Genomic DNA, 26,040 nt, shown 5'->3' on the forward strand with positions numbered 1-26,040 from the left:
CAAGCCAGCTTATTCATGCGGTGTCGACGCAGTAATTAACCCTTCGCGCGTAGCGTCAGCACGCAGCAGGTCGGCAGCAATACGGCCATCGGCCATCACCAGAATGCGGTCGGCCAGCGCCATCACTTCATCCAGTTCGGACGAGGAGAACATCACCGCCAGCCCTTGATGCGCCATTTTGCCAATCAGTTGATAGACGTCAGTTTTGGCGCCGACATCGATACCGCGCGTTGGCTCATCCAGCAGCACCACCTGCGGGCCGGTCATCAGCGCCTTACCCAGCACCACTTTCTGCTGATTGCCACCGCTCAGCGAGGTGATCGGCAGGTCGGTATCGCTGACTTTGATCGCCAGGCGCTGCACCATATCGTCCACTTTTTCGCTCTCCTGCTGCGGGCGCAGCAGGCCCAACGCCCGGCGAAAACCGCGCAGGCTGAGGTCGCTCAGCGTCATATTGGTTTTGATCGACATCATGCCGATCATCCCCTCACCTTTGCGATCCTCCGGCACCAGCGCAATGCCTTTTTTCAGGCGGTACTGGAAGTCGCGCTTGTCGAGGCACTCGCCGTTGAGGTTGATACTGCCGTGCTCGCAGCCCATCAGGCCAATCAGCCCTTTAAACAGCTCGGTGCGCCCGGCGCCCAGCAGGCCGTAAATGCCCACCACTTCACCCTTGCGCAAATTAAAGGAGACTTCGTTCAGCTTGTAGCCGCCGTCCTGGCGCAGCGCGGTCAGCCCGTCCACCTCCAGTACCACCTCACCCTGCTGCGCCGCCGAGTAATCAAACTGTTTTTTCTTATCGCCGACCATCTGGGCGATAATCCACGGCACGCTGGCGTCGCGCACTTCACGCTCGCTTATAAAGCGGCCGTCGCGAAAAATAGTGATGTGATCGCCAATCTCCATCAGCTCTTCCAGGCGGTGAGAGATGTAGATAATGGTGACGCCGCGCCGCTTGAGAGCGGCAATCACGTTGAACAGCACTTTCACTTCTGACTGGCTGAGCGCCGAGGTCGGCTCGTCCATAATCAGTACCCGGGTGTCTTTCGACAGCGCACGCGCAATCTCCACCAGCTGCTGGTGCCCGATGCCCAGTTCTCCGAGCGGCGCGTAAGGATCGACATCCAGCTCCAGCCGTTCCAGCAGGGCTTTCGCCAGCTGGTACTGATATTTTTCGTTAATCCGGCCACGCTGGAAAAATTCATTACCGATAAAGATGTTGTCCATCACGTTCATATTCGGGAACAGATTCAGTTCCTGAAAAATAATGCTGATACCGTGCTTTTCGGCCTGCTGCGTCGAGTGCAGCGAGACGGCTTCACCGTCGAGGAAAATCTGGCCGGAGGAGGGTACTTCCACCCCGGCAAGCATTTTCATCATCGTTGACTTGCCCGCGCCGTTCTCGCCGATCAGCACGTTGACCTTGTTGCGATAGACGCGATAGTTGACCTGGTCCAGCGCGGTAACGCCGGGATAGATGCGCGAGACGTTGCGCGTTTCAATAATCACTTCTGACTGCTGTTCCGCGTGCGGCAGCACGTCAATCTGATGTTCAGCCATCATGACCTCCTCTACTGACGAACCACGCGGGCCGGTGTCACGTCCGGTGGGGTCTGTGGCACATCCCAGCTGCTGAAGACGCCGTCCACTTCCACCTTATCGCCCACTTTCGGCTGCAGTTTTTTCACCTCTTCAGAGGCGAGGTTATTGATGGCGCGACCGTAATCGCCAAACAGCACCTGATCGTTGAAGTCCTGATAGCTGGAGCCTTTATAGACATCGCGCAGTGCGGTGCCGCGAATAATCGGGCCAATCTGCACCACCACATCCTGACCGCTCAGGTCTTTCACCGTCATTTTTCCGCTGCGCGAGGTGGTATTCACTTTACTGACGGTGCCCTGCACTTTTACCGTAAAGATGCACGGGTTCTCATCCTGGCTGCGGTAACCCAGGGTTTTACACGCCGTGTCAAAATCTTTCGCCGCCGCCAGCGAGCTCATCAGCTCACCAAGAGGTTTCGCTTCACTCAGTACCTGCGGCACAATTTTTTGCTGATAAGTCGCGGTGACGTTGGCCATTGCCGGGTTGGGCGGATTTTTTAAATCGGCCAACTCCTGCTGCGACACAATACGACAGCCCCCGAGGGCTAAAGCGGCCATTGCCAGCCAGACTCGCCTGGACATAACTCTTCTCCTTTGCGCCCCCGCAGGGGCGCAGCAACTTCGATGAAAACGTTAACTCAGGATTTGAAATTAAAGTCCTGCACTTTGTTCGCGTTGTCCTTGTTGATCAGGATGCCGCGGAACATCACGCGCTGTTTCTCGGGTTTGGTGCCTTTCTGCAGGAAATTATCGATGTCGGTCACGCCCTGGGCCGCAATGGCCTGAGCCTGCAGCATCACGGTGGCCTGCAGCGTACCGGCTTTGACGGCTTCGCGTTCGTCGTTGCTGCCGTCGATGCCGACAACAATTACGTCGCTACGGCCAGCGGCTTTCAGCGCGGCAATCGCCCCCAGCGCCACCGGACCGTTACCGCAAATCACCCCTTTCACATCCGGGTGCGCCTGCAGAATACTGTCCATGATGCGCTTGCCGTCGATCAGGGTGCCTTTGGCATCCTGTTTCGCCACGCTCTTCAGATCAGGGTACTGATCCAGCACTTCATGGAACGATTTGGAACGGGTCACGCAGTTGTTGTCGGCGAGGTTACAGGTCAGCTCGGCATATTTGCCCTTCTCTCCCATTTTCTCCACGAATACGTTGGCAACGTCAGAACCCGCCTGGAAGTTGTTGTGGGTGATCTGCTCCAGCGCCACGTTGTCGACCGGGATTTCACGGTTAATCAGCACCACCGGAATACCGGCGTCCTTGGCTTTCTGGATAGCGGCTACGCTGGCCGTCGAGTCGGCGTTGTCGAGGATAATGCCCTGCACTTTTTTACCGATAGCGGCATCAATCAGCTCGCTTTGCTTCTTCACATCTTCCCCGTGCGACAGCACCGAGGTTTTGTACCCCAGCTCCTGAGCTTTCAGGTTGGCACCCTTGGCTTCCGAGGCGTAATACGGGTTATCCAGTGAGTTAACGAGGATCATGATAGTGCCTTTCTCAGCGGCAGAAGCCGCGTGGGAGAAGGCGCAGGCAGTTGCAAGGGCAAGCAGAGTTAAACGCATTTTCATATTGATGTTCTCTTATAATGTTATGTGTAGGTACAGCATCTTTACTCACGTTCTCTGGTCTGGGCGAAGCACTGACTAAGTGTTACCAAATTGTAAAACCGCCATCGATCATCAGATCGGCGCCGGTGATCATGTCGCTACCGTTGCTGGCAAAGAACAGCACGGCAGCGGCGATTTCATCCGTGTAGGCAAAGCGTCCCATTGGAATCAGTTTCTTCATCGCTTCCCCTTTTTCGCCGCGCCAGGCTTTTTCGCCCATCGGCGTCAGCACCACGGTTGGCGACAGGGTATTCACGTTGATTTTGTGAGGCGCGAACTCTTTCGCCATCACTTTAGTCATGCCGAGCAGACCGGCTTTTGCCGAGGTGTAGGCCACATGGTTATCAATAGCGATCGACGCCGCCTGTGAAGCAATATTGATAATCTTGCCGCCGTTACCGGCCTTAACCATGCGTTTTGCCACCGCCTGCGAGCAGAGGAACGGCCCGGTCAGGTTAACCGCCACCTGCTTCTGCCACTCGTCGAAGTCCGTTTCCAGCACCGGTTGCAGCATCACGTAACCTGCGCAGTTCACCAGAATATCGATCTTGCCGTAGTGGGCTTCCACTTGCGCAATCGCCTGTTCTACCGAATGCGGGTCGGTGACGTCGCACTGCACAAACTGCACGCGGTCCGATGCGAACTGCCCGGCGATATCGGCGACTTTACTCTGCTCAAAGGCCGGATAAAGCAGCGCCAGGCTGGCGCCCTTCTCCAGCAGCATCTGATTACTGGCCATCGCGATGCCGCCCAGACCGCCGGTCACCACCGCCACTTTACCGGTCAGATCGCCTTTGGTGTCCACGCCGTAGCGCAGGTTCACGTCATATTCGTTGCTCATTTTCCTGCTTCTCCCTTATGCGGCGGCGACAAGTTGTTCTAAGGTGGCGCGCAGCCCGTCGGCATCAATGCGGAACTGGCGGCGCAGCGCAGCGCGGCTGCTGCTGTGGGTAAATTCATACGGCGGAATACCCAGCGGGATAAAGCGCTGACGCAGGCCGTGTTGGTGCAGCAGTTCGCCGATAATGCTGCTCAGGCCGCCGCTCAGCACGTGCTCTTCCATAGTGATCACCTGCGAATGCGCAGCAATCAGCTTAACCACGGCATGCGTATCCAGTGGCCACAGTGACGGCAGGGAAACGATGGTGATGCTGTCATCTTTTGCCGCCAGCGCTTCATGTGCCAGCGTGCCCATGCAAAACACCACGGTCTCTTTGCCCTGCTGGAGCACTTCCGGCTTACCGGGAACAAACTGGTAACTTTCATCGTGCAGCAGCGGCACTTTGTCGCTGTCCATGCGGATATAAACCGGGCCCTTATGGCTGATGGCATGGCGCGCAATCGCGCTGGCCTGAATCGCATCGGCCGGGGCAAAAATTTGCAGATTACCCATCGAGCGGGCGATGGCGATATCGTTAGTACAGTGGTGCGTCGCGCCCAGCGGGCCATAGGCGAAACCGGCATTCAGGCCGAGCATTTTGACGTTGGTTTCGGAGTAGCAAACGTCATTTTTCAGCTGCTCGTTAGAGCGGGCAAACAGGAAAGGTGCCGCGTTGGCGGTAAATACCGTGCGGCCACTCAACGCCACACCGGCGGCCATGCCGACCATGTTCTGCTCGGCAATGCCGACGTTGATCACCCGGTCCGGAAACGCTTTTTCGAACGGGGCGATTTTGGACGTTGAGGTGGAGTCAGCCACCATCACGCTGAGATCGGCGCCGCGGTTCTGCTCTTCCACCAGCGTATTAATAACTGCATCGCGTAAGTCTTGCATGATTACTCCTCCAGCTCGGCTAACCCTAGGGCCAGCTGCTCATCGTTCGGGACGGCGTGATGCCAGGCGGGGACGTTGGCCATAAAGGAGATGCCGTGCCCTTTCTCAGTGTTGGCCAAAATAACGCGCGGTTTGCCGATGCCCGGCTGATTGACCGCGGCGGCAATCGCCTGGGGATCGTGGCCATCGCACTCCAGCACTTCAAAGCCAAACGCCAGCCATTTGTCCGCCAGCGGCTCCAGCGGCATGATCTCTTCGGTCTTACCCGCCAGCTGCAGGCGGTTGCGGTCAACGATGGCAATCAGGTTTTCCAGCTTGAACTTGCTGGCTGACATTGCCGCTTCCCAGTTTGATCCTTCCGCCAGTTCGCCATCGCCCAGCAGCACGAAGGCGCGGCGATGGGCACGGCCAGAAAGTTTGTTACCCAGCGCCAGGCCTACGCCAATAGACAGGCCGTGGCCCAGGCCGCCGGAGTTAATTTCCACCAGTTCAGGCAGCTTCTGGTGAATAGGGTGGCCGGCCAGCAGCGTGTCGTCGCCCATAAACTGGTCGAGGATCGCCGGGTCCAGCAGGCCCATCGCCGCAGCGCTGCAGTACAAGCCGCCCGCACCGTGCCCCTTGGAGAGGATGAAGCGGTCCTGATCTGGACGGGCGCTGCTACGGTCCATCACCGCCATAAACAGCGTACAGATGATGTCCACCTCAGAGAGATCGGCACCGGTGTGACCTTTACCTGCCCGATGATTCATTTGCAGTACATAGCGCCGGGCCTGACGCGCAGTCTGTTTGATTGCCTGAAAGTCCATCATTACCTCTTCATCAATGGCGCCGCGCTGAATAGCATGCTGATACGACAGTCAACTGCGGCAAACTCGTTTTCGAATAAAAATATACGCTATCGTTTGTAATCATATTGTGGGGTAGATCATAATTCAAACAAAAGCCGCGCAAATTATTAACCCGTTGTATTTGTTAAGGTTAGATTGCTGATATGGGTGTTACTGCTAAACAATATGGATAAAAAGTGAAGTAAATCAATTGCATGACCTTGATTGGACTTTCATTCGAAAATAGATAGTGGTTTTCGCTCTGCTCGCAATTGGCGCATCCGGGGGTTACTATTTGACGCAGAGTCGGGCTGGCACGCATAAAAGGCCAGTAATCAGGCAAATGGAGTGTTTCACTTGAAAAGCAAAAATGAACAATTGGCTGATATGCAGCAACGACGAGAGAAAATCCTCGAAATGATCCGTGAGGACGGTACGGTCACGGTGAAAATGCTGACGGAGACCTTCGGCTTGACCGAAGCGACAATCCGCACAGACCTGCGCATGTTGCAGAAAGAGGGATATGTGCAGCGTTATCACGGCGGTGCCACGCTGATGACCGGTAAGCAGAATACCGGCGCGCTGCTGCTGGAGCGCCAGACGCATCTGGATGCCAAAGATGCCATTGGCCGCCTGGCGGCGCAGCATATCGAAAACGGCGATACGGTGATTTTCGATTCCGGCACCACCACCACCGCCATTGCCAATCATATGAACCATATTCGGCGGCTGTCGGTGGTGACCACGGCGGTGAATATTGCGCTGAAGCTGGGCGGCGAGCCGGGCATCAATATCCTGCTGACCGGCGGCACGTTTAAATTCCCCACGCTCTCCACCTCTGGCGATAAAGCCGCCAGCTTTTTTGAGAACGTGCTGGCCGAGAAGCTGTTTCTTGCCACTGCCTGTATTTCACCGCGCCTCGGTTTAAGCTTCCCCAGCGAGACCGATATCAAGGTGAAAACGGCGATGATCAACTGCGCCAGTACCATCTATGTGGTAGCCGACTCGAGTAAAATCGACAAGGTGTCGATGTTTGCCCTGCCGTGTGAGTGGAGCAAGATCCACTACCTGATCACCGACAGCGGCATTACTCCGGAGGCGGTGCAGGCTTTCGAAGCGCTGGGCGTCAAGGTGCTGGTGGCAACAGCATAAAAAAAGGCGTCCGCCATGCTGAGTCAGCTGCTGGCCGGACGCCTTAATCCAAAGCACTCGCTTCACGTTGCGCGAAACAAATGCGTAAGGGTTTACCACTTCCCACTTCTGACGTTGCAACTGCTGTGCCAGTTCCCCGACAGGATACTTTTCTGGCGCTTTTCAGCCACTAAACAGTTTAAAGCCGGGGCGATCCTGCCCTTTTTGCCCCTCACTGAGGCACAAGTGCACGTTTTTTGTGCAGCCTGTTATCCACGGCAGCAGATCTTTCTGGCATTTTGCTGAAAATTTTAAGCCAGCGCGCCAGTTGATTGCGCTGGAAAATAATTAGTACTTTTAACTCTTTGAAGCTTAAGAGTTTAGCAACGCGCTTGCCAGACCAGCACCTGCACTCTCAAGGGGTGATAAATCCGTTATTGCCATTAATCAAATTGCCGTTTTGTCACCTTTCAGGCAAACTCTGTCACGCTTAAAGTTCGCAGTAACATGTTCACCGCGCCCCCGCAATGGTTTCCATTCCCAAAAGCGTCAGGTAGACTGATTGCAGATTTATCTTTATGTAAACCCGAGCAATTTTTTACCTGACGCTGACCGGACTTTTTTAGCCCGTCCAACGCGATTAGGGTGGCTCAGCGCCGCAGCTTTGCGCCTGAAAAGAACCAGATATTTTGATGATATTCACGAGGACCAATGTGAAAATTAGCATCGCGTTTACCCTGTTAGCCGTGCTCACCTTAGCGGGATGCAAAACACCTCCGCCGCCTGTTGGCGATGATACGATTGTCACCAGTGAAGTTGACGGCGTGAAGCTCAGCCACCGTCATGCGGTGCTGCCGCCGAAATCATTTACCCCGGTGAACGCTGAGTATCGCGCGCTTTATAATGCTTCCGTGATGACCAGCCCGGATTACAGCGGCAAAGTGGTGCGTTATCTGGAAAACGGGAAGCCATTTATCGTACTCGGCGAGGTGGAAAACCGCTGGCTGGCGATTGCCGATGTGCCAGAGAAAGCCGAAGCAAAGGCGGAAGCTGAGGCCGAAGCGCAACCTGATGCCGTGGCCGATGCCAAAGCCCCTGCCGCACCAGCTGCAGCTGCCGCTGAAGAAACACTGCCGCAGCTGATTGGCTACGTGCCGCTAAAAGCCGGGGTTAAGAGTGAGCTGTATGACGCCACTCTGCGCAGCGATCGTCCGCGCCCGCGCAGCAAAAATAATAAAAAAGTCTGCGTTGACGTGGGCGGACAGAGTAAAGCCTGTCGCAATAATGATACGGCGACCTGGATCCTGGAATAGTCGCCCGGCGCGCTACAGCCTGCTGCCAGGGAGGGCAGCAACAGTCCCATCCACCCTCTGGTGAAGCCCCTTTTTTTGCCAGCTGGCACACAGCCGAGACTAACAAATTCTGATGACGTTGGAACTTCCCGCTGACCCAGCCACTCCGGTCAGCACAGACAATCCCCTGATTACAGCAGCGTCACCGCTGCTGAATGCCATCGTGCAAATCCGCCTGGCGGCCACGCATGACGACCCCGCCGGTCTGCGCCATCAGCTGATCGACGAAATGCGCCAGTTCGAGAGCCGCTGCAAGCAGGCAGCCATGCCGTTCGAGATGATCATCGGCGCCCGCTACTGCCTGTGTGCGGTGCTGGATGAAGCCGCGGCGCAAACGCCCTGGGGCAGCCGTGGCGTCTGGTCCGGCAGCGGCCTGCTGGTCACTTTCCATAATGAGAGCTGGGGCGGCGAGAAAGTTTTCCAGCTGCTGGCGCGGATTTCGCAAAACCCGGCGCAGCATCTCTGGCTGCTTGAATTGATCCACTACTGCTTACTGCTGGGATACGAGGGGCGCTATCGCGGCATGGATAATGGTCGCCTGCAGCGTGATGCCGTTCGCACCCGGCTGGCGCAGCTGATCGCCGACGTGCGCGGCACCGCCCCGCTGCCACCGCTGCAGGTGGCTGAGGGCGCGCAGCACAATGCGCTGTGGCGCCCGCCGGTGCCGCTGTGGGCCTGCACCACCATTGCGGCGTTTATCGCCTGCCTGATCTTCTCCGGTCTTAACTGGCGGCTGGGTAACGCCGCCGAGCCGCTGCTGCGCGCTATCTGGCAGGTACCGCTGCCAAAAGTGGTGGCCGGTCAGCGCGGTGCCGCTCCGCAGGCGCTGATTGACCTGCGCCAGCGCCTGAGCGATCTGATTGCCGATCGCCAGCTCGACGTCACCGACAGCGCCAACGGCAGCAAAGTGATTATCGCCGCCGATCGCCTGTTTAGCTCGCCTGCTACCGTCCTGTCGCCGGAAGGCCGGGCGCTGGTGGCCCGCGTCGCCACGGCGATGGAGTCAGGTAAAGGCACGATTGTCGTCAGCGTGTTCACCGACGATCGGCATATTCGCTCCAGCCGCTTCCCCTCAAACTACGAATACTCTACCGCCCAGGCTCGCGCCATCAGCACCATGATGGCGCAGATGATCGCCCAGCAGGGGATCAGCATACGTGCTCAGGGGCGCGGGGACAGCGGTGCGCTGCTGCCTAACGACAGCCCGGAAAATCGGGCGCAGAACCGCCGTGTCGAAATCACCCTGTTTGCTGCTCCGGATAGCGATGACAGCAGCCCAACTACGGGGAAAAACTAAGTTGAAAACCTTTTTCTCATGGCTTTCCAGCCGCCTGCTATGGGGCCTGCTGGGGATTACCGCGCTTTCTGCCCTGATCTGGATGGTCGGCCCGCTGCTGACCTTTACCCGCTTCCAGGCGCTGGAAAGCCCGCTGAATCGCCAGCTGCTGATTGGCCTGTGCTATTTCCTTTGGGTGCTGTTCCAGCTGATCCCACAGCTCTACCGCGCCTGGTTCAACAGCAAGCTGCTGACCCGCCTGCAGCTCAGCAACAGCGACCATGCGGAGCTGCAGGCCACGGGCGAAATGCTTGATAACCGCTTTAGCGAAGCCGCGCTGCTGCTGAAGAAAACCCAGTTCGGCAAGCGCGATAAAGGGTTCCAGCGCTTCAGCGCCCAGTACCTTTATCAGCTCCCGTGGTATCTGATTGTCGGCGCACCCGGTGCCGGTAAGACCACCGCGCTGATCAACTCCGGGCTGGAGTTTCCCCTCAGCGACGCGCTGGGTAAAACCGCGCTGCGCGGCGTGGGCGGCACGCGCCACTGCGACTGGTGGTTTACCGACCGCGCCGTGCTGCTGGACACCGCCGGGCGCTACACCCTGCAGGAGAGCCAGCGCGTGCGCGATGCCAGCGAGTGGCAGACCTTTATCACCCTGCTGAAGCGCTACCGGCCGCGCCAGCCGATCAACGGCGTAATCATGACCATCAGCGTCGCCGACCTGTTGAGCGACTCGGCAGAGGTGCGTCACGCCCAGGCCAGCGCCCTGCGCAAGCGTATGGCGGAGCTGCATCAGCAAACCGGGATCCACTTCCCGGTGTATATCATGGTGACCAAAACCGACCTGCTGAAAGGCTTTATGAGCTACTTTGCGCGGCTGGAGAAGAGCCAGCGCGATCGCATCTGGGGCTTTACCTTCCCGTGGGAGGCCAGCCGCCAGAGCGAGCACCGCCTGAATGCGCTTTTCGAACAGCAGTTCAGCCAGCTCAATGCGCGGCTGATGAGCGACCTGAGCGGCAAAATGGCGCAGGAAGGTGACCTGACGCTGCGCGCCGAATGCTTCCAGTTCCCGCAGGAGTTTCGCGCCCTGCGCCCGCTGCTGGCCGAATATCTCGATATCGTCTTTACCCCGGACAATGACGAGGTTCCCTGGTCGGCGCGCGGACTGTTCTTTACCAGCGGAACCCAGGAAGGCTTGCCGTTCGACCGCGTGATGGGCGAACTGTCGCGCAAGCTGCAGCTGCCGCAGGCTCAGGGCCAGTCGATTGCCAGCTGGGACAGCGTCAACCGCAGCGCGCCGATCCCGGCCAACAAGGGTCAGAGCTTCTTTATCCGCGGGCTGCTTAGCGATGTGGTATTTAAAGAGAGCCGCCTGGCCGGCAGCGACCGCCGCTGGGAGCACCGCAACCGCCTGCTGCACTGGACCGGCTACAGCACGCTGGCGGTTGCGCTGCTGGCCGCTTCGGCGCTCTGGCTGACCAGCTACTATAAGAACCAGCACTATTTGCAGGAAGTCGCCACCCGCCTGCCTGCCGTCAACCAAGCGGCCACGCGGCTGACGCAGGATAATCACGGGGATATGCTGGATCTGCTACCCTTCTTAAACAGCCTGGTCTCCCTGCCGCAGAGTCAGGCGTTCGCGCTGGATAAGCCGCCGCTCACCCTGCGCGGTGGGCTGTATCGCGGCGACCAGATTAGCGATGCCGCATGGGGACTGTATCAGGGCGCGCTGAAGTCGCTGCTGTTACCGCGTGTCGCCCAGACGATTACCCAGACGCTGCGCAGCGACAACGGCGAAGATGCCGAGTTCAGCCGTAATGCCCTGCGCGCTTATCAAATGCTCTACCAGCCGCGCAGCTATGACGGTAAGTTTTTACGCGGCTGGGTGATGCAGAATTTACAGCGCAGCCTGCCGCCCAGCGTCACCACGCGCCAGCTGCAGCAGCTGGACTGGCACCTCAGCCAGCTGCTTGACCGCCAGATCCTCAGTTCTCCTTATCTGCGCGACAATGCGCTGATGATGAAGAAGCTGTCGCTTAATCTGGAGAATGCCGGGCATCAGGGTGATGCTGACGAGCCGCTGGCGGTGCTGAAGCCCGTTAGCGGCCAAACTGCCGCATTGCACAAATAAGGTCATCACTATGGCAGCCAATAATGACCTGGGATGGTATGGCAAATTGCCGACTGCTGGCGATTTTTTGCAGCACCGGATGCCGGAAGCAGTGATTAACAGCTGGTCCAACTGGTTTCAGCTCGGGCTGATCCACTGGCATCACCATCACGATGGTGCCAGCGATCTGTTCAGCCAGGCGCCGGTATGGAATTTTGCCCTGCCCGCCACGCTTGGGGTGCAGCGGGTGCAGCTGGGCTGCCTGATGCCGTCACGCGACCGCGTCGGGCGCGCCTGGCCGCTGCTGGTGTTGCAAAGCGTGCCGATGAAGTACTGGCACCCGGCACAGCTGGCGATCTCCGGTGACTGGTTTCAGGAAGTGGGCTCCACCATGGTTCAGGCGGTGCAGCAGCGGCATACTGCAGAGTGGCTGGAGCAGGCGCTGTGCGGCATTGCTCCGCTGTCGCTGCCTGACACCGGGCGCTCCGATATTATGGACGTGATTGGTTATCAGGATCTGCCCTGCACGCTGGACTGGCGCGAGGTGGCAACGCGCTTTGATCCGTTACAGTACACCAGCTACTGGTGGACCAATCAGAGCGACGGCTACCCTCTGGCCAGCCATAAACACAGCGGCAATCTGACCGCACAGCTCTTTTCACAACTCTTTCATCCGGCTGCCGCTGCGCAGCCGGGCCGTCATGGGCTCTATCCACCGATGTTTGAATAGAGTCATTTGGCCCTGGGGCCTCAGTGCAGGAAACGCGCATGCGATTGACCATTTTGCAGAATCAGGCTGAGGCTCCGGTAGCCACCTGTGATTTTGTGCCACCTGGCGGCACCATTGGCCGCAGCGTCGATAATGACCTGGTGTTGCCCGACCCCGATCGGGCGATTTCCCGCCTGCAGGCACTGGTCCATGTTGCCGCCAACGGCGACTGTCGCCTGACCAATCAGGGCAGCGTGATCGCCGTGATCCACAACGGCAGCGAACTGACGCGCGGCAGCCAGGTGATGCTCGACCACGGCGATACGCTGTCGATTGGCTCATACCAGATTGGCGTCAGCGACCCGCTGCGCGCCGCTCAGCCGGACGCTACGCCGGCGTTTGATGACCCGCTGTCGCTGTTTGAGGATGATGGCGCGGGCAATGACCAACTGCTGGCGATGCAGCCGCTGGCCAGCAGCCCGCTGCCGGTGCAGGACGGACTGAGTGCCGAAGAGCAGGAGCTGCGCGCGCAGCGTCAGGCCGTGGGTCGCCTCGGCATTGACCCGGTGGCACACGACGCTCCGCCGGTGGAGTCAGGCGCAGCCGCGCAGGGCAACCGTGAGCAGCGCCTGATGGCCGCGCTGCTGGAGGGGATGGGGCTGGATACCACGCTGGATAAAACCCCGCTGACGGAAGATCAGATGCGCACCACCGGACGGATGCTGAGCCTGTTTTCCCAGGGCACGGTGGCGCTGCTCTCCTCCCGCTCGATCCTCAAACGCGGGGTGAAGGCGGAGATGACCATGATCCTCAACGAGGCCAATAACCCGTTTAAGATCCTGCCGTCCGGTAAAACCGTGCTGATGCAGATTTACCAGAGCCAGATGCCCGGCTTTATGCAGCCGGAACAGGCGGTGCGCGATGCGCTGGTCGACCTGCAGGCCCACCAGCTGGGGATGATTGCCGGGATCCGCGCCATCATCGCCGCCATGCTGCAGTCGTTTAATCCGCAGCGGCTGGAGGAGCACGCCAGGCGCGACGGCGTGATGCCGCGTTTCGCCCTCAGCAGCGCAAAGAAGGCCCAGCTGTGGGACTACTTCATGCGCCACTATCAAAACACCTCGGGCGAAATTGAGGATGATTTCCACACCCTGTTTGGAGAAGCGTTCCTGCAGGCCTACGACATGGAAGTGAATCAGTACAAAGACTCACAAACCCGACCGGAAGACGTATGAATATCAATTTTTCCAGCACCTCGCAGATCGGCGCGCGCGTGAGCAATCAGGACACCACGGGAGCCCTGTTAGGCGACCACCATGCCTGTTTTATGGTCTGTGATGGCGTGGCGGGCAACACGGGCGGCGAGCTGGCGGCCCGCATCGCGCGCGACACGCTGCTGGCTCAGCTGGACGGCGACACGCCGCTTCAGCCACAAAATACCGCCACCCTGGTCGAAAATACCGAGCAGGCGATACGCGCGGCGCAGCGGAATAATCTGAATTACAGCCAGATGAGCACCACGCTGGCGGCGCTGTTTATCGACCGCGATGCGCTGCAGGCCTGGTGGGTACACGCCGGTGACAGCCGGGTTTATCACTTCCGCCGGGGTCTGATCCATGCCGTTACCCGTGACCATAGTCTGGCCCAGCAGCTGCAGGATGCTGGCTATGAAAATACCGGAATTAACAGTAATTTACTTTATAATGCGCTCGGCGCAGATGTCTCACATCCCCACGGCTACAGCGAAGTGCTGCCGCTGGAAGATGGGGATGCATTTTTGGTCTGCACCGACGGTTTCTGGAGCAACCTCACGCCGGGTGAAATGGAGCAGGCGCTGCGCATGGTGAATTCACCGCAGGAGTGGCTGGCGCTGATGCAGAAAGCCATCGATCGCAGCGCAAAAACCGATAACCTGAGCGCCGTCGCCGTCTGGGTTGGCTCGCCGCAGGAAACCACATTACTCTTTTCGATGGCGGATTCGGCTCGTTTTCTCCCGCCACGCGATTAATACCAAGGAATGCTATGAAATTTTGGTTGCCAGCTGCTGTGACACTGTTGTTAGCCGCCAATGTCCAGGCGGCAGATTATCGGGTGGTCTACTCCCCCAGCCTCGCGCTGGAAGTCTTTATCGATAATGTTGCCAGCAACACGCCTGCGGCCTGGTGTCAGGAGACGCTCAACCTGCGTATCGTCTCAGGCAAGAGCACCGAATCCGGCGTGCTGACCAGCTTCCTGCCCCGCGTGGGCAACCTGCTGCAGAACCAGTGCGGTAAGCTGCTGGAGCTGCCGTGGCAGATGACCAATAACGACGGTACGGTGCTGGCCGCCGGCACCGCGGCCAAAGAACAGGGCTGGCGCCCGATTGTCACCGCCGACTCGACCGCCACCGCCACCGCCAGCAATGCCGCACCGCTCGACCTGTCACAGCCGGCAAATGGCGAGCCGTTGCAGCATTTTGATCTGCCCGGCGGCTGCCATTTTCGCACCTGGTGGGATGATAACGGCCAGTCGCTGTTTATCCCGGATGAGAAAAGTATGACCTGCTCCACCGAAGGCTGGCTGGAGGGCCACAGCACCCTGACGCTGGCACGCGACGGTAAGAGTGAGGCGCTGCAGGTTAATTTCTACCAGGGATACCCGCTGCTGCATCTGCACCCAAAACCAGACGCTTTAGATGTCGTGGCGGTCAATAACCAGCGCCTGGTGGTGACGCGTGCCGATGCCGCCGATAGCTGGCTGGTGCTGCCTTTCAATAACCCCCTGCACGCCTGGTCGTTTGACGGTGCGCTGCTGGTGAAAATGGACAGAGCGCAGGCCGGTGACAGCGCCGCGCTGAAAGCACGGGTGGATGCCGTGCGTAAAACCTGGTCCGACGTGATCGACACCGGGGTGAAAGTCAATGTGCTGTTGGTGGATGACCTGCACGCCGACCTGGCCGACCCGGCGATTGGCGCCTGGCGTACCGTTAATTAACCTTAAGCCCAATATGCGCCAGGAGAGCTCGACGATGTCGGCAAACGAACAGCAAAAAAACGTGCCCAATGCCCTTCCGGCTGGCTACCGGTTTAACGAGTTTGAAATTAAGGAAGTGATTGGCGGTGGGGGTTTTGGCATTGTCTATCGCGCCTGGGATCACCTGCTGGAGCGCACCATTGCCATCAAAGAGTATATGCCGATCTCACTGGCCAGCCGCAGCGACCAGCTGGCCATTACCCTGCGCGGTGAACGCTACCAGAAGCTGTTCAGCGCCGGGCTGAACAGCTTTATTCAGGAAGCTCGACTGCTGGCCCGCTTTAACCACCCTGGGCTGCTGCACGTGCTGCGCTTCTGGGAGGAGAACGGGACGGCCTATATGGGGACGCTGTTCTACAGCGGCATGACGCTGAAGGAGTGGCAGCAGACCAGCCCGCAGACGGTTAACGAAGCGTGGATCCGCCAGCTGTTACCGCCGCTGTTTGGCGCAATCAACACCATTCATCGCGCTGGCTACCTGCACCGCGATATCTCACTGGATAATATCCAGATCCAGGAGAACCAGCTGCCGGTGCTGCTGGACTTCGGATCGGCGCGTAAAGAGATTGGTAATCTTTCCGATGAAACCGAAATTATGCTCAAACCCGGCTATGCGCCGATTGAGCAGTACAGCGAAGAGGGCGACAGCGACCAGGGGCCGTGGACGGATATCTACGCGCTGGGCGCGGTACTGCATACCCTGGTGACCGGCAGCCCGCCGCCGGTGAGCGTGGTGCGCTGTATTGAAGATCATTACCAGCCGCTGAGCACGCTGTTACCGGAAGGTTTCTCACTGCCGCTGCTGCATGCCATTGACCGTGCGCTGGCGATGGACCCACGGCAGCGCCCGCAGTCGATTGATGAACTCGCTGCGCTGATCGACCTGCCGGTGAGTGAAGTGGCGGAGCTGGTCAACAACGTCGCCCAGCCGCTGGAAGAGCAGGAACCGCTGCCGGAGCCTGAACCGGTGGTGCTGGCGGTGAACCCCACTGCCGGAGCGGCGGTGCCGGTGATGACGCCACGCGTGGCAAAGCGGCTGTCGCGCCCGCTGATGCTGCTGAGTTTACTGGCCGTGGTGGCCGTGGCGGCGCTGGTCTGGGGCCTCAACGCTAACGATAGCACCCCGCAAAAGCAGCCGGCAGCGGCAGCCAGCAGCAGCCAGCCGCCCGTCAGCACGCCAGCCAACAACGCAGCGGCCAGCGCACCGGCGATGGCAACGGTGTATCTCAAGCTCAACGCCGGGGAGTCGCTACTGCTGAATGGTAATGTGATGGAAGTGAAGCCGAATAACAGCGGCTATGCCTCGCTCAACCTCGCCGCCGGGGATTATCATCTGGAAGTGCGCAGCGCCAGCAGCGTGCACAGCCAGCGGCTGAAGATTGACCGCGCGGGAACCTGGCTGATTAATCCCGGCCAGTAATGTCGTTTGCCGGGCGGACCGAAAAAGAGGGTCCGCCCCTACGCGATCACTCCGGCCTTTGTCGGGGTCGACCCGACATCCAGCCTTTGTAGGGGTCGACCGCGTTTCTGGTCGACCCGTCATGCCAATCCCGACCAGTAATGTCGTTTGCCGGGCGGACCGAAAAAGAGGGTCCGCCCCTACAAGACAGCTCCGGCCTTTAGCGGGGTCGACCGCTTTTCTGGTCGACCCGTCATGCGCTATTTATCCCACCATCCCGTTATGGCACTGCTGCAGCTCGCGCACGCGCTGCACCAGGTCGGTCAGACAATCGTCATACATCCCGCGCCGTTTCAGCTCCTGCTCAAGCGAGAACAGATACTGGGCATTGGTGCCGAGCGGTCCTTTGGCCTGCGCGATCAGCGGCGCGATAGTCTTCGGGCAGGAGTCGGCTTCGTACAGGGCGTGGCGCGGATCCATAACAAACACCAGCGCCGTCACGGTGCGGCCATCGTCCAGCGCCAGGTCACACCAGGTGGGCAGATAGCAGCCGGTGACCATCTCGCGCTTCCACAGCAGCTCGAGTTCCTCGTGCAGTTTGGCTTCGGGCAGGCAGAAAGCCAGCCCGGTGGTCTCGCCGCCCTCTTTCAGCGCCAGCATGCGTCCCGGCTGAACCGCTGTCCCGCGTCCGGCGGTCAGGCGCAGGCAGAACGCCCGGTGCCAGCCCTGCAGCGTGCCCGCAGCTACTTCATCCGCTTCAAACACCGGGTTCCACATGAGCGAGCCGTAGCCAAAAATCCACACCGGGCTGTGATCGGGACGACAGGCCAGCGTTGCCGCAAGGGACGCGGCACGCTGCTCACTGGTCCACAGCAGCGACTCCTCAATATCACCAAAGGCGGTTTTACAGTCTGCTTTTAATAAGAAATCTCTTGTTAACATTGCCACCTCCCACGCCACTGCCCTGAATCCGCGCTGTTATCACTGCTATCCCTGGAAAATGCGCGTTTTCAGCAAAAAAACTGAACGCTTTTAACGACCTTATGCATTTATGCGACTGCAATCAAGTTTGAACCTAATCACAAAAGAAAAAAAGTTTCACTTAAGCGATCGGCAGCAGGCCGGAAATATTTATGGTGAGCGGAAAAAAAGCGGCACGGGAAGTAAAAAGAACTTTTGATTTTTTTGCTAAACCAGTTTAGCTTTCAGTCGAAACCATTTAAGGATAATCAACATGCAAAAAAGAGTCTGGGTTCTGGGTGATGCGGTCATTGACCTGCTGCCGGAAGAGGAAGGACGGCTGCTGCAGTGCCCCGGCGGCGCACCGGCGAATGTTGCCGTCGGTATCGCCCGTCTGGGTGGCAACAGCGCATTCATTGGCTGCGTGGGAGACGACCCATTCGGCACGTTCCTGCAGCAGACGCTGCGCGCGGAGGGGGTGGATGCGCAATATATGTACCCCGCTGCCGGGCAGCGCACATCAACGGTACTGGTTTCACTGGATGCAGAGGGTGAGCGCCACTTCACCTTTATGGTGCGCCCCGCTGCCGATCTGTTCCTGACCCCCGACCGGCTTCCCGTCTTTCAGGCGCATGAAGGTCTTCACCTGTGCTCCATTGCGCTGAGCGCCGAACCGTCGCGCAGTGCCGCTTTACGGGCGATGCAGGCGGTGAAACAGGCCGGAGGCTGGGTCAGTTTTGACCCTAACCTGCGCAGCGATCTCTGGTCAGACGCCAATGAGATGAACGCCCTTCTGGCTCAGGCATTTGCTCTTGCGGATATCATCAAGCTGTCCGAGGATGAGTTATTTACGCTGACCGGCTGCCGCGAGATTGAGCCTGGCATTAAGCAGTTTACTGCCGATTACCAGCCCGCGCTGCTGCTGGTAACGCGCGGTAGCGAGGGAGTCACGGTCTGGCAATCGCAGCGCCAGCAGCACTATCCCGCGCCGCACGTCAGCGTGGTCGATACCACCGGCGCAGGCGATGCCTTTGTCGCCGGACTGCTGGCTGCGCTTGCGCGTGAAGCCAATCCGCTGGCCCCCCAGCAGCTGGAGAAGGCCATTCAGCAGGCCCAGCATAGCGGTGCCGCCGCCACCACGGCTAAAGGTGCCATGACCGCCCTGCCTTACGCAGACGAACTTCTCCGTTTCACCACCTTAGCAGGTTAAATTGCCAACCCGGTCACACTTCCTAAACCGGGTTAGCAAATCTGATTGAACAGCCTGATTCATTTCGCTTACGCTTCGCATCGAACCGGTTTAGCAAAATACAAAATAATCACTCTGGGATATCTTATTCATGATTAAACCTGGCACTCTGGCGATCGCTATTGGCATCGCCCTTTCCACTCCAACACTGGGCTACGCCGCACCGACCCTCGACAGCCTTGAAGCACGTCTGGTGGCCATGGAGCAGCGCCTGCAGCAGGCTGAAAGCCGCGCCGCCGATGCTGAAACACGCGCCACCGCTGCCGAACAGCAGGTTGCACATCTGCAAGCCCGTACTCAGGCACCGCTCGCCACTGCCCGACAGACGGACAGCGCTGCAGCGCCCACCCCGGCTGAACAACCCGCAACGAACGTGGCGGCCAGCGCCGCCGCGCTCAGTGAAGGTTTTGAGTTTCATGGCTACGCCCGCTCCGGCCTGATCATGAATGATTCAGCTGCGGGTACGCAGAGCGGCCCTTACCTGACGCCCGCCGGTGAGACGGGCGGCGCGGTCGGCCGTCTCGGCAACGAAAACAACACCTACGTCGAACTGAATCTTGAGCACAAGCAACAGTTGGCCAACGGCGCTACCACGCGATTTAAAGCGATGCTGGCCGACGGGCAGCGGGATTACAACGACTGGACCGGCAGCACCAGTGAACTGAACATCCGCCAGGCATTTGTTGAGCTGGGCAACCTACCGACCTTCAGCGGGGTGTTTGATAACAGTACCCTGTGGGCGGGAAAACGCTTTGACCGCGACAACTTTGATATCCACTGGCTCGATTCTGACGTGGTGTTCCTCGCGGGGACCGGCGGCGGGATCTATGACGTGCAGTGGAACGAGGGGCTAAAAAGTAACTTTTCACTCTACGGGCGTAACTTTGGTGATATTGAAACCATTGATAACACTATCCAAAACTACATTGTCACCAGCAACCATTTTGCCGGTCCGTTCCAGCTGATGGTCAGCGGCCTGCGCGCCAAAGATAACGACCAGCGGGTTAACCGCAGTCGCGATAACGATCGGGCAGGCGACAGCGGCATCCACGCGATGCTGGCTCTGCACAATGACAGTTTCTGGGGCCTGCGCAGCGGCAGCGCTAAAACTGCGCTGCTGTATGGTCATGGGCTGGGTGCGGAAGTGAAAGGGATTGGCTCCGATGGCAACCTGACGCAGCAGGCAGAAACCTGGCGCCTGGCCAGTTATGGCGTCACCCCGCTGAACAAAACATGGAGCTTTGCTCCGGCACTGCTGGCACAAACCAGCAGCGACCGCTATGCCGCCGGGGACCACTACCGCTGGGCGACGCTCAATGCCCGCCTGATCCAGGCGATAAACCAGAATTTCGCCCTGGCGTATGAGGGAAGTTATCAGTATATGGACCTCGATGCGCAGGGGTACAGAGATCGTCAGGCCGTTTCCGGCAGCTTCTGGAAGCTGACCGTCGCCCCGACCTTTAAAGTGGCGGATATCGGCGATTTCTTCACCCGGCCGGAGATCCGCTTCTTTGCCAGCTGGATGGACTGGAACAGCTCGCTCGATCGCTACGCCAGCGATGACACCTTCGGCAGCAGTGGCTTCAGCGCGGGCGGAGAGTGGAACTTCGGCGTTCAGATGGAAACCTGGTTCTGATACACATAAAAAACGATAAGCAAAAGGTGAAAGAATGGATATTGATAAAACAGCCAGGGCGCTCCTGCCGCTGCTTGGCGGACGGGAAAATATTGCCAGCGCAGCCCACTGCGCGACACGCCTGCGTCTGGTAATGGTCGATGACAATAAGGTACAGAAAGAGGACATTGAAGCCCTGGAAGGTGTCAAAGGCTGCTTCCGCAACGCCGGGCAGATGCAAATTATCTTCGGCAGCGGCCTGGTTAATAAAGTGCATGCCGCCTTCGTCCGTGAAGCAGGAATTAGCGAATCGAGCAAAAGCGAAGCGGCCGATATCGCCGCTAAAAAACTCAATCCGCTGCAGCGCATTGCACGGGTACTGTCGAATATCTTCGTGCCGATCATTCCGGCTATCGTCGCATCCGGCCTGCTGATGGGCCTGCTCGGCATGGTCAAGACCTACGGCTGGGTGAATCCCGACAGCGCGCTATTTATCATGCTGGATATGTGCAGCTCTGCCGCCTTTATTATTCTGCCGATCCTGATCGGCTTTACCGCCGCGCGTGAATTTGGTGGCAATCCTTACCTTGGCGCCACGCTGGGTGGCATTCTCACCCACCCGGCGCTGACCAATGCCTGGGGCGTCGCCAGCGGTTTCCACACCATGAATTTCTTCGGTCTGGAGATTGCGATGATCGGCTATCAGGGAACGGTGTTCCCGGTGCTGCTGGCGGTATGGTTTATGAGCCACTGCGAGAAACGCCTGCGGCGTGCGATCCCGGATGCGTTGGATATTATCCTCACCCCGTTCCTGACGGTGATTATTTCTGGCTTTGTCGCCCTGTTGATTATCGGCCCCGCCGGACGCGCGCTGGGTGATGGTATCTCGCTGGTGCTCAGCACGCTGATTGCCCACGCCGGCTGGCTGGCCGGACTGCTGTTTGGCGGATTGTATTCCGTGATTGTCATCACCGGCATCCATCACAGTTTCCACGCGGTTGAAGCCGGTCTGTTGGGCAACCCCGCAATTGGCGTTAACTTCCTGCTGCCAATCTGGTCGATGGCCAATATTGCTCAGGGCGGTGCCTGCCTGGCTGTCTGGTTTAAAACCCGGGATGTTAAGGTGCGCAGCGTGGTGCTGCCCTCGGCGTTTTCCGCCATGCTGGGGATCACCGAAGCCGCTCTGTTTGGCGTAAATCTGCGCTACATTAAACCCTTTATCGCCGGGCTGGTGGGCGGTGCAATCGGTGGCGCCTGGGTGGTGACGATGCACGTCAATATGACCGCCGTCGGCCTGACGGCCCTGCCAGGCCTGGCGATTGTGCAGGCCAGCTCGATGCTCAATTATCTTATTGGTATGGCTATCGCATTTGGCACTGCGTTTGTGCTCTCACTGCTGTTCAAAATTAAATTCGAGGCAAAAGCATGAGTGAAGCCCAGCGGGTAAAACAGGCCCTGCTGGCTGTCCTGCGCGGACAGCCTGGCGTCGCTGAAGACCCTCACCGCCCTGCCTGGCATCTTGCGCCACCGGTGGGGCTGATGAATGACCCCAACGGGTTTATTCAGTTCAACCAGCGCTATGTGCTCTGCTACCAGTGGAACCCACTCGCCTGCGCGCACGGGGCCAAGTTCTGGGGCCAGTGGAGCTCGGCTGACCTGGTCAACTGGCGCCATGAACCCCTGGCGCTGGCGCCGTCGGAAGAGTATGAAAGTCACGGCTGCTATTCTGGCAGCGCGGTGGACAATCAGGGCGAACTGACCCTGATCTATACCGGCAACGTAAAGTTTGACGACGGTCAACGTACGGCCTGGCAGTGTCTCGCTACCCGTAATGCAGCGGGTGACTATACCAAGCTGGGGCCGGTAGTTGCTTTGCCAGCCGGTTATACCGGCCACGTGCGCGACCCAAAAGTCTGGCAGCATGCTGAGCAGTGGTACATGGTTCTCGGCGCTCAGGACCTCAATCTACAGGGTAAGGTACTGCTGCTGCGCTCGCCGGACCTGCATCAGTGGACGCTGCTGGGTGAAATCGCCGGTAGCCAGCTCAACGGCCTTGGTGATTTTGGCTACATGTGGGAGTGCCCGGACCTGTTCACACTTGGTGAGCACAGCGTACTGCTGGTCTGCCCGCAGGGGCTGCCGGCGGCAGACGGGCGGTATCTGAATACCTTCCAGAGCGGCTATTTCTGCGGCACGCTCGATTATGACCATCATCAGTTCAGCCACGGTGAGTTTCATGAGCTGGACCTGGGCTTTGAGTTTTATGCCCCTCAAACCTGCCTGAGTGACGACGGACGCCGCCTGCTGATCGGCTGGATGGGCATACCCGACGAGGATGAGTTTTACCAGCCGACCAAAGCCTACGGCTGGATGCACACCATGACCTGCCCACGTGAACTGACGCTGCGATCTGAGCGCATTTACCAGCAGCCAGCGCGCGAGCTGCAGCAGCTTCGCCAGCAGCAGGTAACGCTAAACGCCCGCGCTGACGAACTTCCGCTGCTGGCGATCGACAGCGCAGAGCTGGAACTGACCTTTAACGGCAGCTTTAGGGCTAACTTCGCCGATACGCTGCAGCTGGTGGTTGAGCCAGGCGGCATCTGGCTGCACCGCAACAATCTGCGCAGCGGTGAAGCGGAGCAGCGGCAGTGGCTGGGCAGCGTCCACAGTCTGCGTATTCTTTGCGACCGCTCCAGCGTTGAGATCTTTATTAACCAAGGTGAAGCGGTGATGTCGGCTCGCTACTTTCCCGGCCCGCAGCCGCGGCTGCATTTTAGCGGCGGCGCGCAGATCGCCCTGCATCACTGGAGGTTACGGCAATGCGTGATAGAATAAGGCGATGAGCCATCACACCTAAGCCACTGTGAATAAAAACAAACGTATCACGATTAACGATATTGCCCGGCTGGCAGGCGTGTCCAAATCTACTGCCAGCCTGGTTCTTAATGGCCGGGGAAAGGAGCTGCGCGTCGCGGAAGGAACCCGCAGCCGGGTGATGGAGATCGCCCGCCAGCAGCATTACCAGCCAAGCATCCATGCCCGCGCATTAAACTCCAGCCGCAGCCATACCCTCGGGCTGGTGGTGCCAGAAATGACCAACCACGGCTTTGCCCGTTTCTCTCATGAACTGGAAATGCTGTGCCGCGATGCTGGCCTGCAGCTGCTTATCGCCTGCACCGCGGAAAATGCCAGCCAGGAGACGCTGGCGGTGAATAATTTGATCCAGCGCCAGGTTGACGGGCTGATTGTGGCTTCCAGCATGCTCAATGATGCTGAATATCAGAAGATTAATCAGCAGCTGCCCGTGGTGCTGTTTGACCGCCATCTTGGCGACTCCACCCTTCCTCTGGTGATCACCGATGCCACCGGCCCCACCGCCACGCTGGTCGAAGCCGTGGCGCGCGAAGGCTATGACGAACTCTATTTCTTTGGCGGACAGCCGCGAATTTCACCGACGCGCGATCGTCTGGCGGGCTACCGTCTCGGGCTGGAGCGTGCCGGGTTAACGCTAAATCCGCAGTGGATCATGCACGGTCACTATCACGCCAGCTCCGGCTATGAAATGTTTGCCGAGCTCTACGCGCGGCTTGGGCGGGTGCCGCAGGCGCTATTTTGCGCCGCCTGTGGCCTGCAGGAAGGTGTCCTGCGTTACCTCAGCCAGCACGGCCTGCTGAATACGCCGATGCACCTGTGCAGCTTTGACGACCACTATCTGTATGACGCGCTCTGCGTACGCATTGATACCGTTGAGCAGGATGAACGCCTGCTGGCATGGAACTGCTTCGAGATGGTCACCCGACTTGTCGATGAGCAGATACCGGAAGAGACTCAGCGCTGGTTACCCGCACGGTTAATCTGGCGCCGTGCGACAGCCAAGTAGCCCTTGGGGATGGCTGTAAAATAGAGCCACTCCCCAGACTTTTTATCTGCAGCCTGCGTTTTTGCATCATAGCGCCATCATTTTCCGTCCATTATGGCTTAATTAATTACTTCCGGACAATAAAGACCCCAGTTTTTCATTAAGATAGCTACATAAGTGCAATAAATAGCTGTTATAGCCCGTTATTCATAAAACCCCGTAAAATAGCGTAAATTTCTGCCAAAAGCGGCGAAAAAAGGTTACACTTTCGCCACTTGTCTTTCATATTGTCAGACTATGTTTAATGGGCCTGCGGTGTGGTTTGCCGATTTCAGGCCAACAGGATAAGGTTAAGGAGCGTTTGCCTATGAGTGCGCACGAGAGCAGTAAAACCCGTCACACCGAGTATTCCCTCATCTTTCCCATCGCCGCACTGACCATTTTATGGTTTTGGGGCAACACCGCATCATTTCCTCTGGTCATTGGCATCAACCTGATTGCGCTGATCGCCATCCTCAGCAGCGCCTTCAGCGTGGTACGTCATGCCGACGTATTAGCCCACCGCCTGGGCGAGCCCTATGGTTCCCTGATCCTCAGCCTCTCCGTGGTGATCCTTGAAGTCAGCCTGATCTCCGCGCTGATGGCCACCGGCGACGCCGCGCCCGCGCTGATGCGCGACACGCTCTATTCGATCATTATGATTGTTACCTGCGGCCTGGTGGGCTTTGCGCTGCTGCTCGGCGGCAACAAGTTTGCCACCCAGTATGTCAATCTGGCGGGGGTTAAACAGTATCTGATTGCGATTTTCCCGCTGGGGATGATCGTGCTGGTACTGCCGAATGCCCTGCCCGGCGGCAACTTTACCATCGGTCAGGCGCTGCTGGTTTCGGCCATTTCTGCGGCGATGTACGGCGTGTTCCTGCTGATCCAGACCAAAACGCACCAGAGTCTGTTTGTCTATGAGCACGAAGATGACGGTGACGATCCGCACCACGGTAAGCCCTCGGCGCACTCCAGCCTCAGGCACACCCTATGGCTGATTGTGCATCTGGTGGCGGTGATTGCCGTGACCAAAATGAATGCCAATACGCTGGAGTCACTGCTGACCGAGCTCAACGCACCGGAGCAGTTTACCGGCTTCCTGGTGGCACTGTTGATCCTGTCTCCTGAAGGGTTGGGCGCGATTAAAGCGGTGCTGGCCAATCAGGTACAGCGCGCGATGAACCTGTTCTTCGGCTCCGTGCTGGCGACCATCTCACTGACGGTGCCGGCGGTGACGATTATCGCCACGCTGACCGGGCAGCAGCTGATCTTCGGGCTGGAGCCGCCGCAGATGGTGGTGATGATTTCCGCCCTGCTGCTGTGCCAGATATCGTTCTCTACCGGGCGCACCAACGTGCTAAACGGCGCGGCGCATCTGGCCTTGTTTATCGCTTATCTGATGACGGTGATGCTGTAAAATCGGCACCGGGCGACCGGAAAAAATGGCCTTCATTACGATGGGTGCTAATCATCGGCACGGGGCGACCGGAAAAAATGGCCTTCATCACGAT

Annotated in this window: 23 protein-coding genes; 16 read left to right on the forward strand and 7 right to left on the reverse strand. The window is 58.5% G+C overall.

The window, feature by feature from the left end:
* Nucleotides 1-9: 9 nt before the first annotated feature.
* From ACLI4M_RS22130 to ACLI4M_RS22155, 6 genes are all read right to left on the reverse strand, one after another.
* Complete coding sequence (locus ACLI4M_RS22130; protein WP_133625057.1) at nucleotides 10-1,560, reverse strand: sugar ABC transporter ATP-binding protein; 1,551 nt, start codon at nucleotides 1,558-1,560, stop codon at nucleotides 10-12.
* 11 nt (nucleotides 1,561-1,571) lie between these two features.
* Nucleotides 1,572-2,183: a DUF2291 family protein gene (locus ACLI4M_RS22135; protein ID WP_048918588.1), complete on the reverse strand. Its 612-nt coding sequence runs from the start codon at nucleotides 2,181-2,183 to the stop codon at nucleotides 1,572-1,574.
* Nucleotides 2,184-2,239: 56 nt separating this feature from the next.
* Complete coding sequence (locus ACLI4M_RS22140) at nucleotides 2,240-3,175, reverse strand: D-ribose ABC transporter substrate-binding protein (protein ID WP_133623470.1); 936 nt, start codon at nucleotides 3,173-3,175, stop codon at nucleotides 2,240-2,242.
* Nucleotides 3,176-3,257: 82 nt separating this feature from the next.
* Nucleotides 3,258-4,055, reverse strand: coding sequence for a GolD/DthD family dehydrogenase (locus ACLI4M_RS22145; RefSeq protein ID WP_133623469.1), 798 nt, complete (start codon nucleotides 4,053-4,055; stop codon nucleotides 3,258-3,260).
* A 15-nt stretch (nucleotides 4,056-4,070) separates the two neighbouring features.
* On the reverse strand, nucleotides 4,071-4,988 hold the full coding sequence (locus ACLI4M_RS22150) for a transketolase family protein (RefSeq protein WP_133623468.1): 918 nt from the start codon (nucleotides 4,986-4,988) through the stop codon (nucleotides 4,071-4,073).
* Between the two features lie 2 nt (nucleotides 4,989-4,990).
* Nucleotides 4,991-5,794, reverse strand: a complete 804-nt coding sequence (locus tag ACLI4M_RS22155) for a transketolase (RefSeq protein ID WP_048918595.1) — start codon at nucleotides 5,792-5,794, stop codon at nucleotides 4,991-4,993.
* A 378-nt stretch (nucleotides 5,795-6,172) separates the two neighbouring features.
* Here ACLI4M_RS22155 and ACLI4M_RS22160 point away from each other — a divergent pair, with 378 nt between their 5' ends.
* The 10 genes from ACLI4M_RS22160 to ACLI4M_RS22205 all read left to right on the forward strand — a co-directional run bounded on the left by ACLI4M_RS22160 (nucleotide 6,173) and on the right by ACLI4M_RS22205 (nucleotide 16,825).
* Nucleotides 6,173-6,967: a DeoR/GlpR family DNA-binding transcription regulator gene (locus ACLI4M_RS22160; protein WP_133623467.1), complete on the forward strand. Its 795-nt coding sequence runs from the start codon at nucleotides 6,173-6,175 to the stop codon at nucleotides 6,965-6,967.
* Between the two features lie 15 nt (nucleotides 6,968-6,982).
* Nucleotides 6,983-7,252: a hypothetical protein gene (locus ACLI4M_RS22165; protein ID WP_166643175.1), complete on the forward strand. Its 270-nt coding sequence runs from the start codon at nucleotides 6,983-6,985 to the stop codon at nucleotides 7,250-7,252.
* Nucleotides 7,253-7,638: 386 nt separating this feature from the next.
* Nucleotides 7,639-8,259, forward strand: a complete 621-nt coding sequence (locus ACLI4M_RS22170; RefSeq protein ID WP_413449752.1) for an SH3 domain-containing protein — start codon at nucleotides 7,639-7,641, stop codon at nucleotides 8,257-8,259.
* Nucleotides 8,260-8,371: 112 nt separating this feature from the next.
* Nucleotides 8,372-9,595 carry a type IVB secretion system protein IcmH/DotU gene (gene icmH, locus ACLI4M_RS22175; RefSeq protein WP_133623466.1) on the forward strand — a complete coding sequence of 408 codons (1,224 nt, stop codon included), beginning with the start codon at nucleotides 8,372-8,374 and terminating at the stop codon, nucleotides 9,593-9,595.
* 1 nt (nucleotide 9,596) lies between these two features.
* Nucleotides 9,597-11,705 carry a type VI secretion system membrane subunit TssM gene (gene tssM, locus ACLI4M_RS22180; protein WP_253539283.1) on the forward strand — a complete coding sequence of 703 codons (2,109 nt, stop codon included), beginning with the start codon at nucleotides 9,597-9,599 and terminating at the stop codon, nucleotides 11,703-11,705.
* Nucleotides 11,706-11,715: 10 nt separating this feature from the next.
* Nucleotides 11,716-12,414, forward strand: coding sequence for a type VI secretion system-associated protein TagF (gene tagF / locus ACLI4M_RS22185; protein WP_133623464.1), 699 nt, complete (start codon nucleotides 11,716-11,718; stop codon nucleotides 12,412-12,414).
* 38 nt (nucleotides 12,415-12,452) lie between these two features.
* Complete coding sequence (tagH, locus tag ACLI4M_RS22190; protein ID WP_133623463.1) at nucleotides 12,453-13,628, forward strand: type VI secretion system-associated FHA domain protein TagH; 1,176 nt, start codon at nucleotides 12,453-12,455, stop codon at nucleotides 13,626-13,628.
* Nucleotides 13,625-14,401, forward strand: a complete 777-nt coding sequence (locus tag ACLI4M_RS22195; protein ID WP_133623462.1) for a PP2C family protein-serine/threonine phosphatase — start codon at nucleotides 13,625-13,627, stop codon at nucleotides 14,399-14,401. The genes tagH and ACLI4M_RS22195 overlap by 4 nt, the downstream gene beginning before the upstream one ends.
* 14 nt (nucleotides 14,402-14,415) lie before the next feature.
* Nucleotides 14,416-15,366, forward strand: a complete 951-nt coding sequence (locus ACLI4M_RS22200) for a hypothetical protein (RefSeq protein WP_048916246.1) — start codon at nucleotides 14,416-14,418, stop codon at nucleotides 15,364-15,366.
* A gap of 34 nt (nucleotides 15,367-15,400) precedes the next feature.
* The gene (locus ACLI4M_RS22205; protein WP_048916247.1) at nucleotides 15,401-16,825 is read left to right on the forward strand and encodes a serine/threonine protein kinase; all 1,425 of its coding nucleotides are present in this window, start codon (nucleotides 15,401-15,403) and stop codon (nucleotides 16,823-16,825) included.
* Between the two features lie 243 nt (nucleotides 16,826-17,068).
* Here the strand turns inward: ACLI4M_RS22205 and ACLI4M_RS22210 are convergent, their stop codons facing one another.
* The gene (locus ACLI4M_RS22210) at nucleotides 17,069-17,746 is read right to left on the reverse strand and encodes a gamma-glutamylcyclotransferase (RefSeq protein WP_048916248.1); all 678 of its coding nucleotides are present in this window, start codon (nucleotides 17,744-17,746) and stop codon (nucleotides 17,069-17,071) included.
* Between the two features lie 292 nt (nucleotides 17,747-18,038).
* Between ACLI4M_RS22210 and ACLI4M_RS22215 the strand changes: the two genes are divergently transcribed.
* From ACLI4M_RS22215 to chaA, 6 genes are all read left to right on the forward strand, one after another.
* A complete protein-coding gene (locus ACLI4M_RS22215) occupies nucleotides 18,039-18,974 on the forward strand; it encodes an aminoimidazole riboside kinase (RefSeq protein WP_133623461.1) in 936 nt (311 codons plus the stop codon).
* 130 nt (nucleotides 18,975-19,104) lie between these two features.
* Nucleotides 19,105-20,649: a carbohydrate porin gene (locus tag ACLI4M_RS22220; protein ID WP_133623460.1), complete on the forward strand. Its 1,545-nt coding sequence runs from the start codon at nucleotides 19,105-19,107 to the stop codon at nucleotides 20,647-20,649.
* A gap of 34 nt (nucleotides 20,650-20,683) precedes the next feature.
* The gene (locus ACLI4M_RS22225; RefSeq protein WP_133623459.1) at nucleotides 20,684-22,057 is read left to right on the forward strand and encodes a sucrose-specific PTS transporter subunit IIBC; all 1,374 of its coding nucleotides are present in this window, start codon (nucleotides 20,684-20,686) and stop codon (nucleotides 22,055-22,057) included.
* Nucleotides 22,054-23,463: a sucrose-6-phosphate hydrolase gene (locus ACLI4M_RS22230; protein WP_133623458.1), complete on the forward strand. Its 1,410-nt coding sequence runs from the start codon at nucleotides 22,054-22,056 to the stop codon at nucleotides 23,461-23,463. The genes ACLI4M_RS22225 and ACLI4M_RS22230 overlap by 4 nt, the downstream gene beginning before the upstream one ends.
* Nucleotides 23,464-23,491: 28 nt before the next feature.
* Nucleotides 23,492-24,508 carry a substrate-binding domain-containing protein gene (locus tag ACLI4M_RS22235; protein WP_133623457.1) on the forward strand — a complete coding sequence of 339 codons (1,017 nt, stop codon included), beginning with the start codon at nucleotides 23,492-23,494 and terminating at the stop codon, nucleotides 24,506-24,508.
* Nucleotides 24,509-24,854: 346 nt separating this feature from the next.
* Nucleotides 24,855-25,946, forward strand: a complete 1,092-nt coding sequence (chaA, locus tag ACLI4M_RS22240; protein ID WP_048916254.1) for a sodium-potassium/proton antiporter ChaA — start codon at nucleotides 24,855-24,857, stop codon at nucleotides 25,944-25,946.
* Nucleotides 25,947-26,040: the final 94 nt, after the last annotated feature.

The organism is Erwinia sp. LJJL01 (assembly GCF_047300805.2).
GTDB classification, from domain to species: Bacteria; Pseudomonadota; Gammaproteobacteria; order Enterobacterales; family Enterobacteriaceae; genus Erwinia; species Erwinia aphidicola.